The sequence below is a fragment of the Ahniella affigens genome, assembly GCF_003015185.1.
Taxonomy (GTDB): Bacteria; Pseudomonadota; Gammaproteobacteria; order Xanthomonadales; family Ahniellaceae; genus Ahniella; species Ahniella affigens.
This window is the reverse complement of the sequence record NZ_CP027860.1, coordinates 2,321,304-2,337,215: the sequence shown is the minus strand read 5'-3', so window position 1 is coordinate 2,337,215 and position 15,912 is coordinate 2,321,304. Positions and strand designations below refer to the sequence as shown.

Annotated in this window: 12 protein-coding genes; 8 read left to right on the top strand and 4 right to left on the bottom strand. The window is 59.3% G+C overall.

Annotated features, from left to right (window positions below; genetic code table 11):
* Positions 1–41: 41 nt before the first annotated feature.
* The 8 genes from C7S18_RS08900 to C7S18_RS08865 all read left to right on the top strand — a co-directional run bounded on the left by C7S18_RS08900 (position 42) and on the right by C7S18_RS08865 (position 10,081).
* Positions 42–1,451, top strand: coding sequence for a nicotinate phosphoribosyltransferase (locus C7S18_RS08900; protein ID WP_106891224.1), 1,410 nt, complete (start codon positions 42–44; stop codon positions 1,449–1,451).
* A gap of 175 nt (positions 1,452–1,626) precedes the next feature.
* Positions 1,627–1,908, top strand: a complete 282-nt coding sequence (locus C7S18_RS08895) for a hypothetical protein (protein WP_106891223.1) — start codon at positions 1,627–1,629, stop codon at positions 1,906–1,908.
* Between the two features lie 262 nt (positions 1,909–2,170).
* Complete coding sequence (locus C7S18_RS08890) at positions 2,171–4,636, top strand: TolB-like translocation protein (protein ID WP_106891222.1); 2,466 nt, start codon at positions 2,171–2,173, stop codon at positions 4,634–4,636.
* A 339-nt stretch (positions 4,637–4,975) separates the two neighbouring features.
* Positions 4,976–5,287 (top strand): hypothetical protein, encoded by a 312-nt coding sequence (locus C7S18_RS08885; protein ID WP_106891221.1) that lies wholly within the window; start codon positions 4,976–4,978, stop codon positions 5,285–5,287.
* 129 nt (positions 5,288–5,416) lie between these two features.
* Entirely contained in the window at positions 5,417–5,791 is a 375-nt protein-coding gene (locus C7S18_RS08880) for a hypothetical protein (RefSeq protein ID WP_106891220.1), read from the top strand.
* Positions 5,792–5,903: 112 nt separating this feature from the next.
* Positions 5,904–7,442 (top strand): ATP-binding protein, encoded by a 1,539-nt coding sequence (locus C7S18_RS08875; RefSeq protein WP_106891219.1) that lies wholly within the window; start codon positions 5,904–5,906, stop codon positions 7,440–7,442.
* Positions 7,439–8,122 (top strand): response regulator, encoded by a 684-nt coding sequence (locus C7S18_RS08870; RefSeq protein ID WP_106891218.1) that lies wholly within the window; start codon positions 7,439–7,441, stop codon positions 8,120–8,122. Before C7S18_RS08875 ends, C7S18_RS08870 begins: the two co-directional genes overlap by 4 nt.
* Before the next feature lie 378 nt (positions 8,123–8,500).
* Entirely contained in the window at positions 8,501–10,081 is a 1,581-nt protein-coding gene (locus C7S18_RS08865; protein WP_106891217.1) for an intradiol ring-cleavage dioxygenase, read from the top strand.
* Positions 10,082–10,160: 79 nt separating this feature from the next.
* On the opposite strand, the gene C7S18_RS08860 is transcribed toward C7S18_RS08865, so the two are convergent.
* The 4 genes from C7S18_RS08860 to C7S18_RS08845 all read right to left on the bottom strand — a co-directional run bounded on the left by C7S18_RS08860 (position 10,161) and on the right by C7S18_RS08845 (position 15,912).
* The gene (locus C7S18_RS08860; protein WP_106891216.1) at positions 10,161–10,703 is read right to left on the bottom strand and encodes a YcxB family protein; all 543 of its coding nucleotides are present in this window, start codon (positions 10,701–10,703) and stop codon (positions 10,161–10,163) included.
* 55 nt (positions 10,704–10,758) lie between these two features.
* On the bottom strand, positions 10,759–11,745 hold the full coding sequence (locus C7S18_RS08855) for a zinc-dependent alcohol dehydrogenase family protein (RefSeq protein WP_106893978.1): 987 nt from the start codon (positions 11,743–11,745) through the stop codon (positions 10,759–10,761).
* 153 nt (positions 11,746–11,898) lie between these two features.
* Positions 11,899–13,926 carry a hypothetical protein gene (locus C7S18_RS08850; protein ID WP_146151838.1) on the bottom strand — a complete coding sequence of 676 codons (2,028 nt, stop codon included), beginning with the start codon at positions 13,924–13,926 and terminating at the stop codon, positions 11,899–11,901.
* A gap of 96 nt (positions 13,927–14,022) precedes the next feature.
* On the bottom strand, positions 14,023–15,912 hold the full coding sequence (locus C7S18_RS08845) for a GMC family oxidoreductase (RefSeq protein WP_106891214.1): 1,890 nt from the start codon (positions 15,910–15,912) through the stop codon (positions 14,023–14,025).

The following is a 15,912-nucleotide window of genomic DNA, read 5'->3' as shown; positions in this document are numbered from 1 at the left end:
TAGATAGACTCTGAGCCATCAGACGAGAAGGAGCTTCCGTCATGCAATTGTTGAACAATCCGATTCTCAATACCGACAGCTACAAGGCCAGCCATTGGCTGCAGTATCCGCCGAGCACCGATGCCACGTTCTTCTATGTGGAGAGCCGTGGCGGCGTCTATGACCGCACGGTGTTTTTCGGTTTGCAGTCAATCCTGAAAGAATACTTCGCCGATCCGATCACCCACGCACAGGTTGATGAGGCGCGCGACCTGTATGCCGCGCATGGCGAACCGTTCAATGAATCCGGCTGGCGCGACATCGTCGATCGCCTGGGCGGCCGCCTGCCGATCCGCATTCGTGCGGTGCCAGAAGGCAGTGTGGTACCGACGCACCAGTGTCTCGTGACGATCGAAAGCACCGACGCACAGGCGTTCTGGGTGCCAAGCTATTTCGAGACGTTGCTGCTGCGCCTGTGGTACCCGGTGACCGTCGCGACGATCAGCTGGCACGTCAAGCAGATCATTCGGCAGTTTCTGGAACGCACGAGCGATGACCCAGCGGCGCAGTTGCCGTTCAAGCTGCACGACTTTGGCGCCCGGGGCGTTTCCAGCACGGAGTCAGCAGCAATCGGCGGCATGGCCCATCTGGTCAACTTCATGGGGACCGATACGGTGTCAGGATTGTTGGCCGCACGGGCCTATTACCATGAGTCCATTGCGGGTTTTTCGATCCCAGCTGCCGAGCATTCAACCATCACGTCATGGGGCCGCGAGCGCGAAGTTGACGCCTATCGCAACATGCTGAAGCAGTTCGCGAAGCCGGGTTCGATCGTCGCGGTCGTTTCCGATAGCTACGATATCTTCCATGCGGTGCGTGAACACTGGGGCAAGACACTGCGCCAGCAGATCATCGAGAGCGGTGCGACGCTCGTGGTGCGGCCCGACTCTGGTGAGCCGGTCGATGTGGTGCATCAGTGTTTGACGTTGCTGGACGAGTCTTTTGGTCACACCGTCAACGGCAAGGGCTTCAAGGTACTGAACCACGTCCGCGTCATTCAAGGTGATGGCGTCAATCCAACGAGCATCCGCGCGATTCTGGAGCGAATCACCAGTGCAGGTTACAGCACCGACAACCTGGCATTCGGCATGGGTGGCGCGCTGTTGCAGCAGTTGAACCGTGACACGCAGAAGTTTGCGCTGAAGTGCTCAGCGGCCCGCGTTGATGGCGAATGGATCGACGTCTACAAAGACCCGATCACCGATAAGGGCAAGCGCAGCAAGCGCGGCAAGCTCACCTTGGCGCGTCATCAGGAGTACGGCACGTGGCAGACGGTGCCAGTGACCGACGCCGGCGCGCAGTTGCCGATGGGCTTCGTCGATGCGTTGGAGACCGTCTGGGAGAACGGCTTGCTGGTTCGCGATCAGACGTTTACAGATGTTCGGGCGCGCGCCGGGCAGGAGCGCCTCTAGCCCCAACTCTTGTTGTCGCAAGAATTGGAAAAAACGCTCGATCTTCGGAAGATCGCGTTGCGTTCTGTGTCGCGGTCCTGCTTACGAACCTCTCAAATACACTGACAGCGGGGTTCAGCAAGCTCACGCGAGTCCGGAGTCACCGGACTCGCGTTCTCGGAACATGAGGCAACCCATGACGGATCATGACGCTTCGATCACCCGTCTGCTTGGCCGTTGGCAGTCTGGCGACCGGGCAGCAGAGGAGGAACTGGCCCGAGCCATTTATCCATTGCTTCGCCAGGTGGCAATCAGCCAAGACCGAAAGCCGGACCAAGGCATGCCACTCAGCGCGACCGACCTTTACATCCGCATTGTCCGTGATCGCGAACTGCGGCGAAGCAGTTTCATTCTGAACGATTGGTCGGCCGTGAAAGCCGTCGAACGTCACGTTCGACGGCTTTCGTATTGGGTCTGACGCGCGCCTGTCTTGCAACGGCCAAGGTCCAGACGCCACGCCCATTCGACGCACTGGTCGAATCGGCACGCCATGCGTATACAAGACCAATCGCTGCTGCACATCTGGTCAAAGCTAGGCCCGCTGGGATCACCCGAGCGGGTTGCGTCTCGTAAAAAGGCAGCAGATGCGAGCAAACCTGAATCGATTCCAAATGATCGTGATCATCCTGGCTTACTTGTGCCGAGTAGTCAGGGAACAGTGACGATCCGAGGAGTCAATCATGGTTTTTCTGAAGCACTTCAGCCAAGCATCCAGGAATTTGCTGCTGGCTGGCCTATTCAGTAGTGCGTTTGCAGCGCACGCTTTGGAACTCGCGTCACCTGCAGCATTTGCAAGCATGTCAGCAAGCAACGGTGCGAGTGAGCATGGCAGCGCTAGCGCGGACTTGAATTGGATCGCGTTTGACTCGACGGCGAGCAACCTGGTGAAGGCGGATCAGAACCAGTATCGGGATGTGTTTCTGTTCGAAACGCTTGCCGGCAATCGCATCATCTCCCAAGTCGGCGATGCGCCCGCCAACGGTGATAGTTCGCACCCAGATCTGAGCGCCGACGGTGAATGGTTGGTATTCCAGTCCAATGCCAGCAATCTGACCGCTGATGACCACAATGGCACTTCGGACATTTTTGTATACCAGCGCAGCACCCAACTGCTGCGCCGCCTGGCGCCTGCCGGTGCAGAGTCAAACGGACCAAGCACCCGGCCACGCATCAGTGCGTCTGGACAACGGATCGTGTTCCTGTCAGAAGCCAACAACTGGGTAACAAACGATGTCAACGGCATGGCTGACGTGTTTGTCTATGATCTATCAACCAATCACGTAACACGCGCATCTGTTCGACCTTCAGGTGTCGACATTACCGACCATCCGCCGCTCAGTGCTCAGATCAGTGGCGATGGTTTGTGTGTTTCGATCGAATCGCGGTCGGAACTTTATGTGGACGATGATCTGAATGGCATCGTCGACTACTTTGTCACCCAACCGAACGGTTTGGGGACACGCCGCGCAAGTGTCGGCAGTTTCGGTGAGGAGTTGAATGCCGTGACCGCGGGGCGGCACGCCCTGATCGACTGTTCGCGATTGATTTTCCATAGTCTCGATCCACGCGCCACACCCAGTGGCTTCGTTACGGGCTTTTTCTTGAATGACAACAACATCAATACGCATCTGCCGCTCGACGCCTGGGCGTCCGAGGCGCACGTAGGCTTGGCGCTTTCTCGAGATCACCGATTCTTGGTCGTGGGTACTGACCGGGAGGTCAATCTGCCCGCCGTACAGGAGATCATTGACCTGCAGACCCTGGAGGTCACGACTTCAAGCACGGCGCATGGTCTCGTCCAGGCGATTTCTAACTCGGGTGACCTGATCCTCAAGCAAACCTCGCGTGCGTTGTTGCCCAACGATCGGAATCAGCGCGCGGACTTGATTTTGTCAGGCCCGGGCCCAGGGAATTCGCTCTGGATCAGCGCCGCCTTAGCGACCGAATCCGCGGATCTGCTGCCCAATGGCGCCAGCGGACTTGGCCAAGGAATTGTCGGTCCTGGTCTTGGCTTGGTCCGCGAACGTCGGCAGGCAGCAAGCGGCGACGGTCGCTTTGTACTGTTCTCGTCGATGGCCTCCAACTTGGTAAGCAACGATCTGAACGAGGTAGAGGATGTATTTATCCGCGATCGTTTGCTGGCGCAAACCAGGCGTGTGGGCTTGCGTCTTGATGGATCGGAACCGACTGAGGCATCGACCGCCTCCGATTTGTCAGCCGACGGCCGATGGGTATTGTTCGAGTCCTGCGATTCCTTGGGATTGGACTCATCGCCACTCATCTGTGACCTGTTCATGCGCGACACGCAGTCGGGGGCGATCGAGCAAGTCAATGTCAGCAGCGCTGGCACGCCGGGTGATGGCGGCGGCGCGATCGGCCGGGGACATGAGGCGCGTATGTCAAAAGACGCGCGCATCATCGTCTTCACGTCGATAGCAAGCAATCTGGTCGCAGGTCCCAATCCAGCAGGGGCCTCTGTATTTGTGCGTGATCGCCTGCTCGGCAGTACCGAGTTGTTGGGACTCGGTGTTGCACCGATGATCAGTCGAAATGGCCAGTATGTGATCTGGATTCACGGCAACTCGCTCAAGTTCCTCGATCGCCAGTCAGGATCTAGTCAGGCCCTGCCTCTGAGCTATGACGGACTGCCGTTGAATGGGCTCCGTCTTAATCATGCCAGTGTGTCAGACGATGGTCGCTATGTGGCATTTGACACAGATGCCGGCAATGTCGTCCCGGGCGATCGCGACGAGCGCGTTGACGTCTTTGTCCATGATCGCCAGACGCAGCAGTCCATATTGGTAAGTCAGGACCTGGAGTTCGTTCCCGCCGCTGGCGAACTATCGCCTGATGGGGTCTGGCTCAGCTACTTGAGCGATGGGGAGCGCGGTACGACACACCGTCAACTGATAAACGTTGATTGGCAGACGGGCAGGCGGCATGTGTTGATCGAAAGCCCGCTTCTGGAAACGAGCAACAACCAAGTTGCACAACCTCGATTCAGCGCGGACAGTACTCAGATCGTGGCGCTCGCTGCCGGACTATCGGCGTCCGCGCCCGCCATAAGGGGAGACCTCGCCGCGATCTATGTGCTGCCATCAGCACCAGACCGCCTATTTGCATCAAACTTTGAGACCGCAGATTGAGGTACATTGAGGAGGATCTAAATAACTCCGTCCTGGACTTAAAGGGAGGGTCTGAATAAGTCCATCCTGGACTTTCAGACCCGCACTGAGTCCGGCACATGTCCGGACTCAGTGCTCCAGAATCAACCACTTGCGTGTTTGATTCTGGGCGGGCCATCCATGGCCCGCATCGCCTCTGAACTTGTTCAGAGGCTCCAAAGGTGCTCTGAATAGTTCCACGTTCGTCTCTTGGACCCGCCCGCAGTCCGGCCGATAGCTTGGTCAGGCGAAGGCTAGCGTTGAGACTCAGTACCCCCGAATCAAGACGTCTCTCCAAACGGATGTTCCGCGAGAACTTTAATGAAGCAGAAAATTCTATTTAGCGTGGTCGCGTACCTCCTTGTAGTCGTTGTATTGCTCGGTGCTCGCGGCGTCGAATCTGCGGGTCGCATCCTGCTCCTTGGTGGCCTCCTGATCGCGGTGGTTGCACAGATCATCGGGATATTCCTGTGCAAGGCGAAGAGCAGCGCTCAGGCGTTCATGATCCTGACCGTTCCAGGCTACTTCCTGTTCGCGCTTGGTCGGGCCGGAAATTATGCTGCGTTTCTGGTGGTCTACTTGATCGGCATCAGTTCGATCGCGCTCGGTACGGTCCTGCTGAGCAGCGCTTGATCCATCGGTGTGCGGGCCGGTGGTCATCTCTTCGCCGTCGTCATAGACTCAGGGGCAACGCCTAAGGCTGAGCCATTTAAACTTGCCGATCGAAGCGCGTGGACCTGTTCCCGACATTCGGAGTCACCTGTGAATCTGATCGTCCGTGCGTTTCCGTTGCTCGTGAGCCCTGAAGAACTGCAGCGATTCATCGACGCGATGTTGGCCAATCCGGCCCGGCACGCGTTCTATCGTCGCTACAACATTGCGCACGAATCCTGGCATCTGCAGGCGATTCCTGGTGGGCATCAAGTCATCTGCGTCACCCAGATGCACGAGCTGACCGACGAACCGGAGCGGTACGCGGCGTCGGATCAGTCGTTCGACGTGTGGTTCAAAGAACATGTGCAACGCCTGACCGGCATTGACCCAACAGTCGCCCCGTTGGGTCCGCCGAGCCACGAGGTTTACGGCTTTACCGACCCCGTGCAGCGCCCGGGTGCGGGCCCATTGCGACTTGATTGAAAGGCTCGTGATGCGGTTCAAGAGCGACAATGCGCAGCGTCCTTTGGGCAGCTCGGAACTCGGGCTGCCTGGTTTCGGTCTTTGCCTGATTCCGGTCTGAGTCTCAAGCCCTATGCCGCGCCGCCTCTGGCATCGCCTGTTGATTGGCAACATCGTGCTCATTGTCGCGGTGCTGGCTGGTTTGGCAATTTGGCAGGCATACTCGTTTGAACGTGGCTTCAGTGCCTACCTCGATACCATTGCGGTTGAGCAGGCCGAGGCGGCAGCGCGGCGCCTCGAACAAGCCTACGACAGCGAAGGCAGTTGGACGTTCTTGCAACGGGATGACGGTCGTTTCGGTGCGCTGGTTGGGGGGCGTGACGGCACGGAGCGCCCCCAACAGCCGCGTCATGCCAGCGAATCAATCAGTCCACGTTCCACGGCCCCAATGTCCAACCTGGATGCGCCAATCAACCGACCGCCGCGCGACGAGCGCGATCGATTCGGCGAGCCACCACCGCGACCAACACCTGAAATGGCAACACCAGGTGCTGCGGGCCGTCCCGATCAGCCGGTTGGTCCGACGCCCTGGACGCGTCTCCGATTGCTTGATGCAGATCGCCAACAGGTGGCCGGGCTGCCACCGCAGCATGAGGTACTGGTCGAACTGGCGCTGACGCATCAAGGCCAGATCGTTGGCTATCTGCAGGTGCCAAGAGTTCGTACGCTGAGCCTCGGTCCCGAGCAGACCTTTAGCAAACTGCAAACTCATGGGCTGCTGGTTGCGCTCCTGGTGTCCGTGCTGATCGCGGTCGGTGTGTCAGTGTGGTTGGCGCGCAATCTGACCCGACCGCTGCGTGCACTGCAAGCCGGAATCGAGCAGTTTCAGACCGATGCGTTGCCTGTGCGGCTCCCGATCGATCGCCGCGATGAACTCGGCACGCTGGCGCAGCGCTTCAATGCGATGACGCAAGCGTTACACGACATGCAGCAGGAGCGCGAGCGGTGGACGCGTGACATTGCCCATGAGCTGCGAACCCCAGTCGCGATTCTGCAGGCCGAGATTCAGGCGATGGTCGACGGCATTCGTCCGGCGACGCCCGAGCAATTGCTGCAACTGCAGAGCGAGTGTCGTCGCCTCAGTCGACTCGCCGAAGACTTGAGTCTGCTGGACCTGCATCAAGGCCAGGGCTTTGCGTGTGAGCCAGAGGAGATCGATTTCGCAACAATCGTGCAGGCCGGCGTAAATCGCTTTCGGAACCGCTTGCTCGCACAAGGCTTGAACGTGTCATGCACGCCATTGCCAAGCGCGCCGCTATATGGCGATCCTGAGCGCCTTGGCCAGGTTCTCGATAACGTGCTGGAGAACGCACTTCGATATACCGATCCGCCTGGCGAGGTCCGGATAGGAATGGCTTGCGATGCCGATCACGTTGTGCTCAGCATCGAAGACTCGGCGCCTTCGGTTCCGGACGCAGCACTGCCGCACTTGTTTGATCGCTTGTACCGCGTGGAGGCGTCCCGGGGCCGTAGCCTGGCCGGGTCGGGGCTTGGGCTCAGCATTGCGGCCAGTATCGTTGCGGCACACGATGGGCAGATCAGCGCGTTACATTCGCCGCTTGGTGGTTTGCATATTCGAGTCCAGTTACCGTTGAATCGGGTGTCATCATGAACCCGCCGCGCATTCTGATCGTTGAAGACGAACCGCGACTCGCCAGCGTGCTGGTCGACTACTTGCGCCATGCTGGGATGAACACCCATTGGCTGGACCACGGCGACCTCGTACTGCCGTGGCTCAAGCAGGAGCCTTGCAGCCTCATGCTGCTGGACCAGATGCTGCCGGGTCGGGATGGCCTGAGCATTCTGACCGAGCTCCGCCAGACTTCGTTCTTGCCGGTGATCGTGGTCACCGCGCAGGTTCGCGATATTGATCGGATGCTGGGGCTCGATTCCGGCGCTGACGACTATGTCTGCAAACCGTTCAATCCCAATGAAGTGGTCGCTCGGGTCAAAGCCGTCCTGCGGCGATCGAGGCAGGGCGGCGCCGACACAAGCTCACCGCAGCCGCTGATCGTGCTGGATCAGGCCCAGTCCGTGGCGCGCTGGCGCGGTCAAGAGCTGGCCCTGACGCAGGTGGAGTTCCGGATTCTCGAAGTGCTGGTGCGCGAATCGCCGCGCATTGTGTCGCGTCAGCAGTTGCTTGGCTCGATGTACACCGATCATCGGGTCGTCACTGAGCGAACGGTCGATACGCATATCCGAAACCTGAGGCGCAAGTTTCAAGAGGTCGCTGCCAACCCGATCGATTCGGTGTATGGCGTCGGCTTCCGGTTTGACATGAGCGTGACCTGACGCGCGTCGCGTCACCCTGCACGTAGGCGATCAAAGCCACGTCCATACTGGCTTGGCTCAGGCGGGCCAACGGGCACTCTGGCTGGCGCTGCGCATTCGCGCCATGCAATCTTCGATTTTTCTCCCAGATTTTCTAACGGCTCGCTTCGGTCCGAACCATAAGATGGCGTGACCCGCACGCATTCGAGCACAACCCGTGACGTCAGCAGACCGCTCCCCAGCCCGCTCCCTTTTTCGTGGGGGCGGGAGTTGGCTCCCTCCCCACGAGCATCGGGGAGCGTCGAGGACGGGGCTGTTTGCAATCAGTGTCGTCACCGTCCTCGAATGTATGGCTTTTGCAGAAACCACCGTTTTGTGTGCCTGATGAGAGGAATCAGTATGAACGCCAGAGTGACTGAAGCAGTGCAAAAGGAACTGAGCACCGGGCCCACCGTCGGACGCCGCAAGTTGCTTGGCGCGTTGGGCCTCGCGAGTGTCGGACTCGGACTATCGGCCGTTGCCCCCGCAAGCAAAGCCGCGGCACCGAACGGCAATCAGCAAGGCTTGACGGGGGTCTGGTACGACCCAGCCATCGAAGGGCAGGGCTTGATTCTGGAGGTGTATCCAGACTTGATCTCACCGGGGGTCGGCTTGCTATTTGGCGGTTGGTTCACATTCGACACGACGGCAGGCGGCACGAGCACGCAACGCTGGTATTCGTTTTCCGGCGAAATTCGCACCGGCACCTCGGCTGCAGCGCTCACGGTGTATCGCAATACTGGTGGCAACTTTGCCGCTGCGCCGGTGACGTTTGCGCAGTCTGTTGGGACCGCGAGCCTCACGTTTTCGTCCTGCCTCGCAGCGACGTTTGCGTTTAGCCTGACCGATGGCCGTACCGGCAGCATTGCCTTGGCGAGACTCGGTGCGAACATCGCATGCACCGAGGCGGGGGGCAATCTGACCGTCAGCGACTTCGGCTACAGCGGCGCGTGGCACGATCCGAATGTCGCAGGTCAGGGCATCATTCTCGAGATCAATCCGGCGAATGACTTAGGCTTCTTTGCTTGGTACACCTATGCCCCAGACGGCGCGAATCTCGGGGTCAGCGGGCAACGCTGGTTCACTGCGCGCGCGGTGCACGCGGATGGGGACAAGAACCTGACATTTCAGATTCTGTCGACGACTGGCGGCGTGTTCAATACGGCGACAACCGTTGCAACCGTAACGGTCGGAACGGCCGTGCTGAGCTTGACGAGTTGCACGACCGCCACTCTCGTCTACCACTTTGGCAGCGGCGAATTTGCCGGTAAGAGCGGCAGCATCACGCTCGAACGCGGCCCGAGCGCGGTTGGCGCGTGCCTGTTCGGCAGCACGTGCAGTTTGATTCCCTCGGAGACGGAAGGGCCGTATCCACTGTCATCAGTGTTGTCGAATACCGGCATCGTCCGCCAGGACATTCGCGAATCGAAGACGGGCGTGCCGCTGACGTTGGTGCTGAAGCTGGTCAACATCAATCGCAGTTGCGCGCCAATCACGAATGCCGCGGTCTACATTTGGCACTGCGACAAGGACGGCGTGTATTCGGGATACGCGAATCAGACTGGCGGGGTCAACGCGACCGGGCAGATATTCCTCCGCGGGGTGCAAGTCAGCGATAGCGCCGGGCAAGTCGTTTTCACGAGCATCTACCCCGGTTGGTACGCCGGCCGGATCACACATATCCACTTCCAGGTGTATTTGAACAATACGCTGGGCGGCAATGCGACCGTGACATCGCAGATAGCGTTCCCGCCAGATGTCACGACCGCCGTCTACAACTCAAGTCTGTATTCGAGCCGCGGGCAGAACACATCCGTAACCAGCTTCGCCGCCGACAATGTGTTTCGCGATGGCACCACCTACCAACTTGCGAATGTGGCGGGCAATACATCAACCGGTTACGTCGCAACCTTGATCGTTGGTGTCTCGGGGCCGGCGTAGCGCTGCGCGGTGTCAGGCCACACTGGACGAACTGACGCGTCCCTGACACAGATCAGAGGCGCGTCAGGCCCATGCCGGCTCAAACATCCAGGCGCCGCTCGGCAATGATTGACAGAAATTTGGCTTGCTGAGCGTCGCCGGCAAAGGCGCGCTTGGGGATGATCTGGGCGGCATTCGAGTTTACGTAAACAGCAGTGATGCCGAGGCCAGAACGCACGCGTTCAACGCCAGTCCAATAATAGAGCGATCTGACAAATGGCGTCGAAACCACGAGTCCAGCGCCCGTCAGAGCCGTTTGGTAATCGGTCAACAGACGACGGTTACGCGCGCTGAAGACCATCAGACCCAGCACCAACAGTTGTATCAGCGAGTTGACCGCATATGCCCCAACGAAGACCAACAACTTCGGCGCGCCCCCACTGAATGAAGACGCGAAGATCGCACTGCCAGTCAACATGACCGCCTGGGGAAACAGGCGCGTGTAAACGTGGAGCAAGTTGAATCTGAGGTGGTCCAGCGCGGTCAGCCGATAGTGAAGCGACATCTCGCCGTCAACAGTCAACCCATCGGACTCCAGGTTGGCGCTTGGCGGTGAAAATGGATTGTTGGTCGGAATGGTCATGGCAATGTGTCGTGGTAGGACGGCGCCTCCATTGCTGGCGCACCGATCCGTCTGCTCAGGGTGTCGGCACAATCACGATTTTGCCGTTCCGACCACCGCTCGCCGCAGCAGCGACGGCGTCCTTGATTGCCTCCACGGGATAGGTCGCATGCACGCGCGCGTGCAGTTCGCCAGTCGCAATGCGCTTGGCGAGATCGGCATAGACTGCCATCTGCTGCGCTGGTGCCGCCTTGCGGAACCATTGCGCCAGCCAGAAACCCTTCAGCGTGATGTCGCGAAACACGAAAGAAGCGGGCGAAATGGAGCAGGGCTCGCCGCTCATGGCGCCGTAATTCACCAACGTGCCGCCGACCGCGAGACAGCGGGCGAGGTTCTCGGTGGATTGCCCGCCAACCGCATCGATGCCCAGGCGAATCGGCGCCTTGCCGGTTGCCTCGGCCACGCGTTTGTGCAGATCAGGGCCATCGACGATCAGCACATCAGCGCCAGAATCGGCCAGGTCGGCAATCGCGCTCTCGCGCCGCACCACATTGGCGGTTTTCAAACCCCGCGCCTTGGCGATTTGGATCAGATAGCCACCCACAGCCGAATTGGCCGCGTTCTGAATGACCCATTCACCGGGCTGCAAGTCAACGAATTCACTGAGCATCAACGCAGCAGTAGGTGGGTTGACGACGAGCATCGACAGTTGAATCGGGTCGACGCCGTTCGGCAAGGGCATCAATTTGGCGGCATCGGCGACCACATGGGTGCTCCAGGTGCCAGCGCCAACCGGAATCAAGACGGTTTGCCCAACCGCCGGCTGGGTGACGCCTTCGCCATGCGCTTCAACGACGCCAACCCCCTCGTTTCCGCCCACGGCGGGCAACGGCGGCAACATGCCGTACTCACCGGTAAGCGTCAGAACATCTGAGGGATTGATCGGCGCGGCGAGGACTTTGATGCGGACCTGGCCCGGTCCCGGTTCGGGTGTGTCGAGCGTTTCGCAGGCGATAACGTCCTGGGGAACAGGGCCACGGGTGCTGTAGCGGGCTTGCTTCATGATCGACTCCTTCAAAGAAGCGTCGAGCATACGGGCAACGCCCGGGCGATGGTGTGGAGAATCTGTTCGAACCCGCGAGGCGTCATCAGGAACCTTGCCGGACTGGGCGTCCAGGGTGTTGTGGTGCCACCCTGGAGCAGGTTGCCCAGGCCTTTACGGATCCGTGAACAGCGACGTGATCTTGGCGACGTCCTCGGAGTTGCCAAGCGAGTAGGCGGTCAGATTCGACATCAGATTGATCTGCTGCGCTTTCAGGTGCGTACTGAGCGTGCTGAAGTTCGGAAAGCTCGAATAGCTGTCTGGCTGATCGAAGTTCCCGAGCACGGCCCGCACGTCGGGCTGTAGGGCATCGTAGAAACGCTTGAAGCGATTGAGGTAGTACCAGAGCACGGTCACCTGTCTTGGCTTCCGGACACCGAACCATTCGTTCGCCTGCAACATCATCGTCTGCTTGAACAGCGGCGGGTTCACATTGACGCCGGACACGGTAGCGTTGTCTTTCATGCCCATGTTGGCTGGGTCGCTCGTATTACCGGTCGCCGCCCACAGACCTTTCAACAAATCGGCAAACGCTTCCGACGGAAAGATCTGATTGTGCTGGTAGATTGGCGACACCGGGTTCGGGTCGCCCTTATAAAGCCGATAGCCCTTGCCGTTTTGCCAGGGTTGATAGCCAAAGAGGATCGGGACTTGGGAATCGAGCAACACGCGTGTGCCCGGAATTTCCTGACCGTTGGCATCGAAGACACCGAGTGAACACGCGAAGATCGCCTTGCTGGCGTTGACAAAGGCCAGCGCACGATCGATGTCCTCATAGCTGAACAAACTGGCCAGGCCCGTGTTTTCCAGATTGCCACCATCGGCAAATCGCGTGACCGGATTGTTCGACTGCACGGTCAGATTCTTGACCGGCCAATAGGCGTATTCAGGGCTCAGGTCGCGCACGTCATCGATGATGCTCATCAATTTGTCACGGACCACGCCCATCGACTTGCTGCGGTCACCCGTTGCCGCAGACATGGACGTCATCATGCCCATCGCTTCGTCCTGCTCATCGGCCGGAAACGAGCGGCCGATCCAGCGAGTCAGATGCGGGTGCGCGAGCATCAGGTCGTCATGCAGTTTGTCGGCATTTTGCCGCCAGCCGGCAAAGATGTTCTGCAGTGCTTCCGCAAAGAACGCGCTGCTGGTCCCGACCATGTCCATCAATGCGTACTGGCGGCTCTGCGAGACTGTGACCGGGTTGTTGGCTGCGGCTACCGACGAGCTGAATGCAAACGAGCCTACGGCACCGCCACCGGGGCTTCTGTTGGCGTAGTCAGTGCCATCGACACTGCCAAAAATGCCGGTACCAAAACCAGTCCCCTGAACGGGTGCGAGCATCTCGAATGTCGTGCCCGGCATGCGCAGAAACATCGACATGTTGCAGATCATGAAGGGCCGCTTGCTGCGATTCGACCCATCGGCGACCAGGCTCACCGTCGCATTCGCCAGATCAGGATTCAGGCTGACGATCTGATTCTGTTTCGTCGCCGCATCCCACGAAAAGAGGGAGGTTGGCTCCTTCTTGCGATTGTGTGGATAAAGCCCCTGGGGCTTCAGGATATGCAGGCCAATCGCCGTTTGCCAGAGGTAGGGCGTCGGAACTTTCCAAAACTTCTTCAGAAAGAGCACCTGCAATGCGAGCAGGACGGGTCCGAACGATTCGTCCGAAGGGCCCTTCGCGGCATTGCCGTCCGGAATCTGATCCAGCGTCTCCGCTGGGGAATGACCCGACGTGTTGGTCAGCACCAGACGGCCGGGATCAGCAACATAACCGTTCAAGTATTGGTCGTCCGAAGTCTGAGCCTGCAGATAGATGAACGGCACGGTCAACCATGACCCGCCGGAAACCACCGACACGGCCCTCGCCTGACTGATCAGGTCGCGGCCATCTGCCGTCTTGATCGACCGCAAGGCGCGCAACTGGCCCATGCCGGCGACCAGCGCGCGGGATCCACCCCCGGACAAGCAAATCCCCACGTTGCCCGGCGTGCTGCCGGGTGCCACAAACTGATCGACACGCAAATGGGTTTCGGTGAATAGGTTGGCGCGTACTTGAGTTGGACTTGCTTGCATCATTCGGCTCACCAGATTGGTCAGAAAGTCCCAGCCTTTCTTCAGCATGGACAGGATGGACATGGAGGACTCCAGGCGTTCAGGGCGGGCATCTTGCGATGGCGCAGAAAACAAAATGGCGCTGGGCGTCGGCCGCGACGCCCAGCGCCATGACACGGCTTACCGTTTGGCAGCAGCCGAAATGACGTGCGCGGCCTTCTCGGCAATCATGTACACCGAGGTCACAATGAAGAAGCCCGGGATCTTCGGAAAGATCGAGGCGTCGACAATGCGCAAGCCTTTGGTGCCATAAACCTGGAAGTCGCCATCGACCACGCCACCCTTGTCACGCGGCCCGATGGGGCACGTGCACGAGGCATGATGACCCCATGCGTTGTACTTGACGAAATCGGCCAGTTGCTCGTCCGTCTGCACAGCCTTGCCTGGGAGTTCTTCTTCGGCCATGACACCCTTCGCGATTAACGGCGCCGTCATCTTGCGGACAAACTTGATGCCTTCGACCACTGACTTGAGGTCATCGCCCTTCGTATCGTTGCCTTCATTGAAGTAGTGGAAGTCGATCTGTGGCACATCGCGCGGGTCGGCCGAACGCAACGTCACCGAACCGGCACTGTTGTTCGTATGCGCTTTCAGAATGGCCCAGGTCAGGTAGTTCAGATGCTCGGCAAAGAGCTTGGAGTACGTCGGGAAATAGCCTTTGAACAGCCCGAGCAGTGCGAAGATGAACAGATCCGGCAGCGGGCGTTCCTTCAGTGACTTCTTGATCACGGCCAGCACGGCGCCATTCGTGATGTACACGCCTTGGCGGTCGTTCTGCCACATTTCGAACTGCGGATCGCCGGGTGAGAATTTCGCATCCTTCAACACTTCCCAGTTAGGAAAGTTCATGCGGTTTACGACACCGACTTCATAGCGGTCCTGCAGGTTCTTGCCGACTCCTGGCAAGTCTACACGCACCGGGATGTTGAACTTGCTCAATTGGTCCTTGTCGCCAATCCCAGACAGCATCAGCAGTTGCGGCGTATTGTAAGCACCGCCAGCCAGAATGACCTCGCGGGACGCAAACACTTGCCGCACATCGCCATCCTTGTCGGCGGGCTTGTTTGACGCGCGATAGAGGTATTCGCCCTTTTGGAACTCGATGCCGATTGCGCGATTGCTGTCATCAAACAACACACGAGTCGCCAGCGCCCACATTTCGATCGTCAACCGGTCTGGGTGCCGCTGGGCGACATCCAGTACGCGTTCGCGAGTGCCGTGTCGGGCGTGATTGTCCGTCGCGAGAGGCGGGTAGTGGATCCCCACTGCGTTCTCACTGACGAGGCGCCAATCATTCGGATCACCCTTGCCCTCGACGCCCCATTTCAGACGTTCTACGGGTTCGGCGTTGTGCTCGAACGCTTCGGCCGCTGAGACGGCAATGGTCTCCAGCAGCTTCTCATCCTTGGCCAGTGCCTTGACCGGCAAAGCGACCTCGGTCTTGAACCAGCCACCAAAGCCATGCTTCGTCGGATTGATGCCGAAGTTGGACAGAAAGCGCCACACCGGCCGGTATTGGCAATTCTCCATCTTCATGAAGAACTTCCGCATGTTGTCGGCGGACCAGGAGCCGTCGCCCGTCAATGTGGCGATGAAGTCCCAATCCTCATTGTGCGGATACACCGTGATCATCGCGTTATGCGCGGTGCAGCCGCCCAACGTGCCGGCGCGCGGATACAGCACGCCGTCCACGCGTTGGCCATTCCAGTATTCCCGGTACTTCTCGTCCTTCTGCTGTTCTGCGGTATCGCTGTAATGGCGGACGAAGAAGTCCCACTTCATCGCATTGTTCTCGGATGAGAACGCGTGAAACACCGGTACTTGGTAATCGGCCGGCAGGCGATTGCCATCGGGATTGACCGGATCGCCCCCAGAAAGCTTCAGCGGATCGCCACCAGCCTCCAGCAGCAACACCGAATGGCCAAGCTCGGCAAGGCGGGCGGCAACCGTGCCGCCGCCCGCGCCCGAACCGACCACGATGTACTCATATTTCGCTTTGTTGTCGGTCAT

Excerpts from the sequence above, each read along its gene's own strand:
- C7S18_RS08900 (WP_106891224.1), top strand. The coding sequence starts at position 42 with ATGCAATTGTTGAACAATCCGATTCTCAATACCGACAGCTACAAGGCC.
- C7S18_RS08895 (WP_106891223.1), top strand. The coding sequence starts at position 1,627 with ATGACGGATCATGACGCTTCGATCACCCGTCTGCTTGGCCGTTGGCAG.
- C7S18_RS08890 (WP_106891222.1), top strand. The coding sequence starts at position 2,171 with ATGGTTTTTCTGAAGCACTTCAGCCAAGCATCCAGGAATTTGCTGCTG.
- C7S18_RS08885 (WP_106891221.1), top strand. The coding sequence starts at position 4,976 with ATGAAGCAGAAAATTCTATTTAGCGTGGTCGCGTACCTCCTTGTAGTC.
- C7S18_RS08875 (WP_106891219.1), top strand. The coding sequence starts at position 5,904 with ATGCCGCGCCGCCTCTGGCATCGCCTGTTGATTGGCAACATCGTGCTC.
- C7S18_RS08870 (WP_106891218.1), top strand. The coding sequence starts at position 7,439 with ATGAACCCGCCGCGCATTCTGATCGTTGAAGACGAACCGCGACTCGCC.
- C7S18_RS08865 (WP_106891217.1), top strand. The coding sequence starts at position 8,501 with ATGAACGCCAGAGTGACTGAAGCAGTGCAAAAGGAACTGAGCACCGGG.
- C7S18_RS08860 (WP_106891216.1), bottom strand. The coding sequence starts at position 10,703 with ATGACCATTCCGACCAACAATCCATTTTCACCGCCAAGCGCCAACCTG.
- C7S18_RS08855 (WP_106893978.1), bottom strand. The coding sequence starts at position 11,745 with ATGAAGCAAGCCCGCTACAGCACCCGTGGCCCTGTTCCCCAGGACGTT.
- C7S18_RS08850 (WP_146151838.1), bottom strand. The coding sequence starts at position 13,926 with ATGTCCATCCTGTCCATGCTGAAGAAAGGCTGGGACTTTCTGACCAAT.
- C7S18_RS08845 (WP_106891214.1), bottom strand. The coding sequence starts at position 15,912 with ATGACCGACAACAAAGCGAAATATGAGTACATCGTGGTCGGTTCGGGC.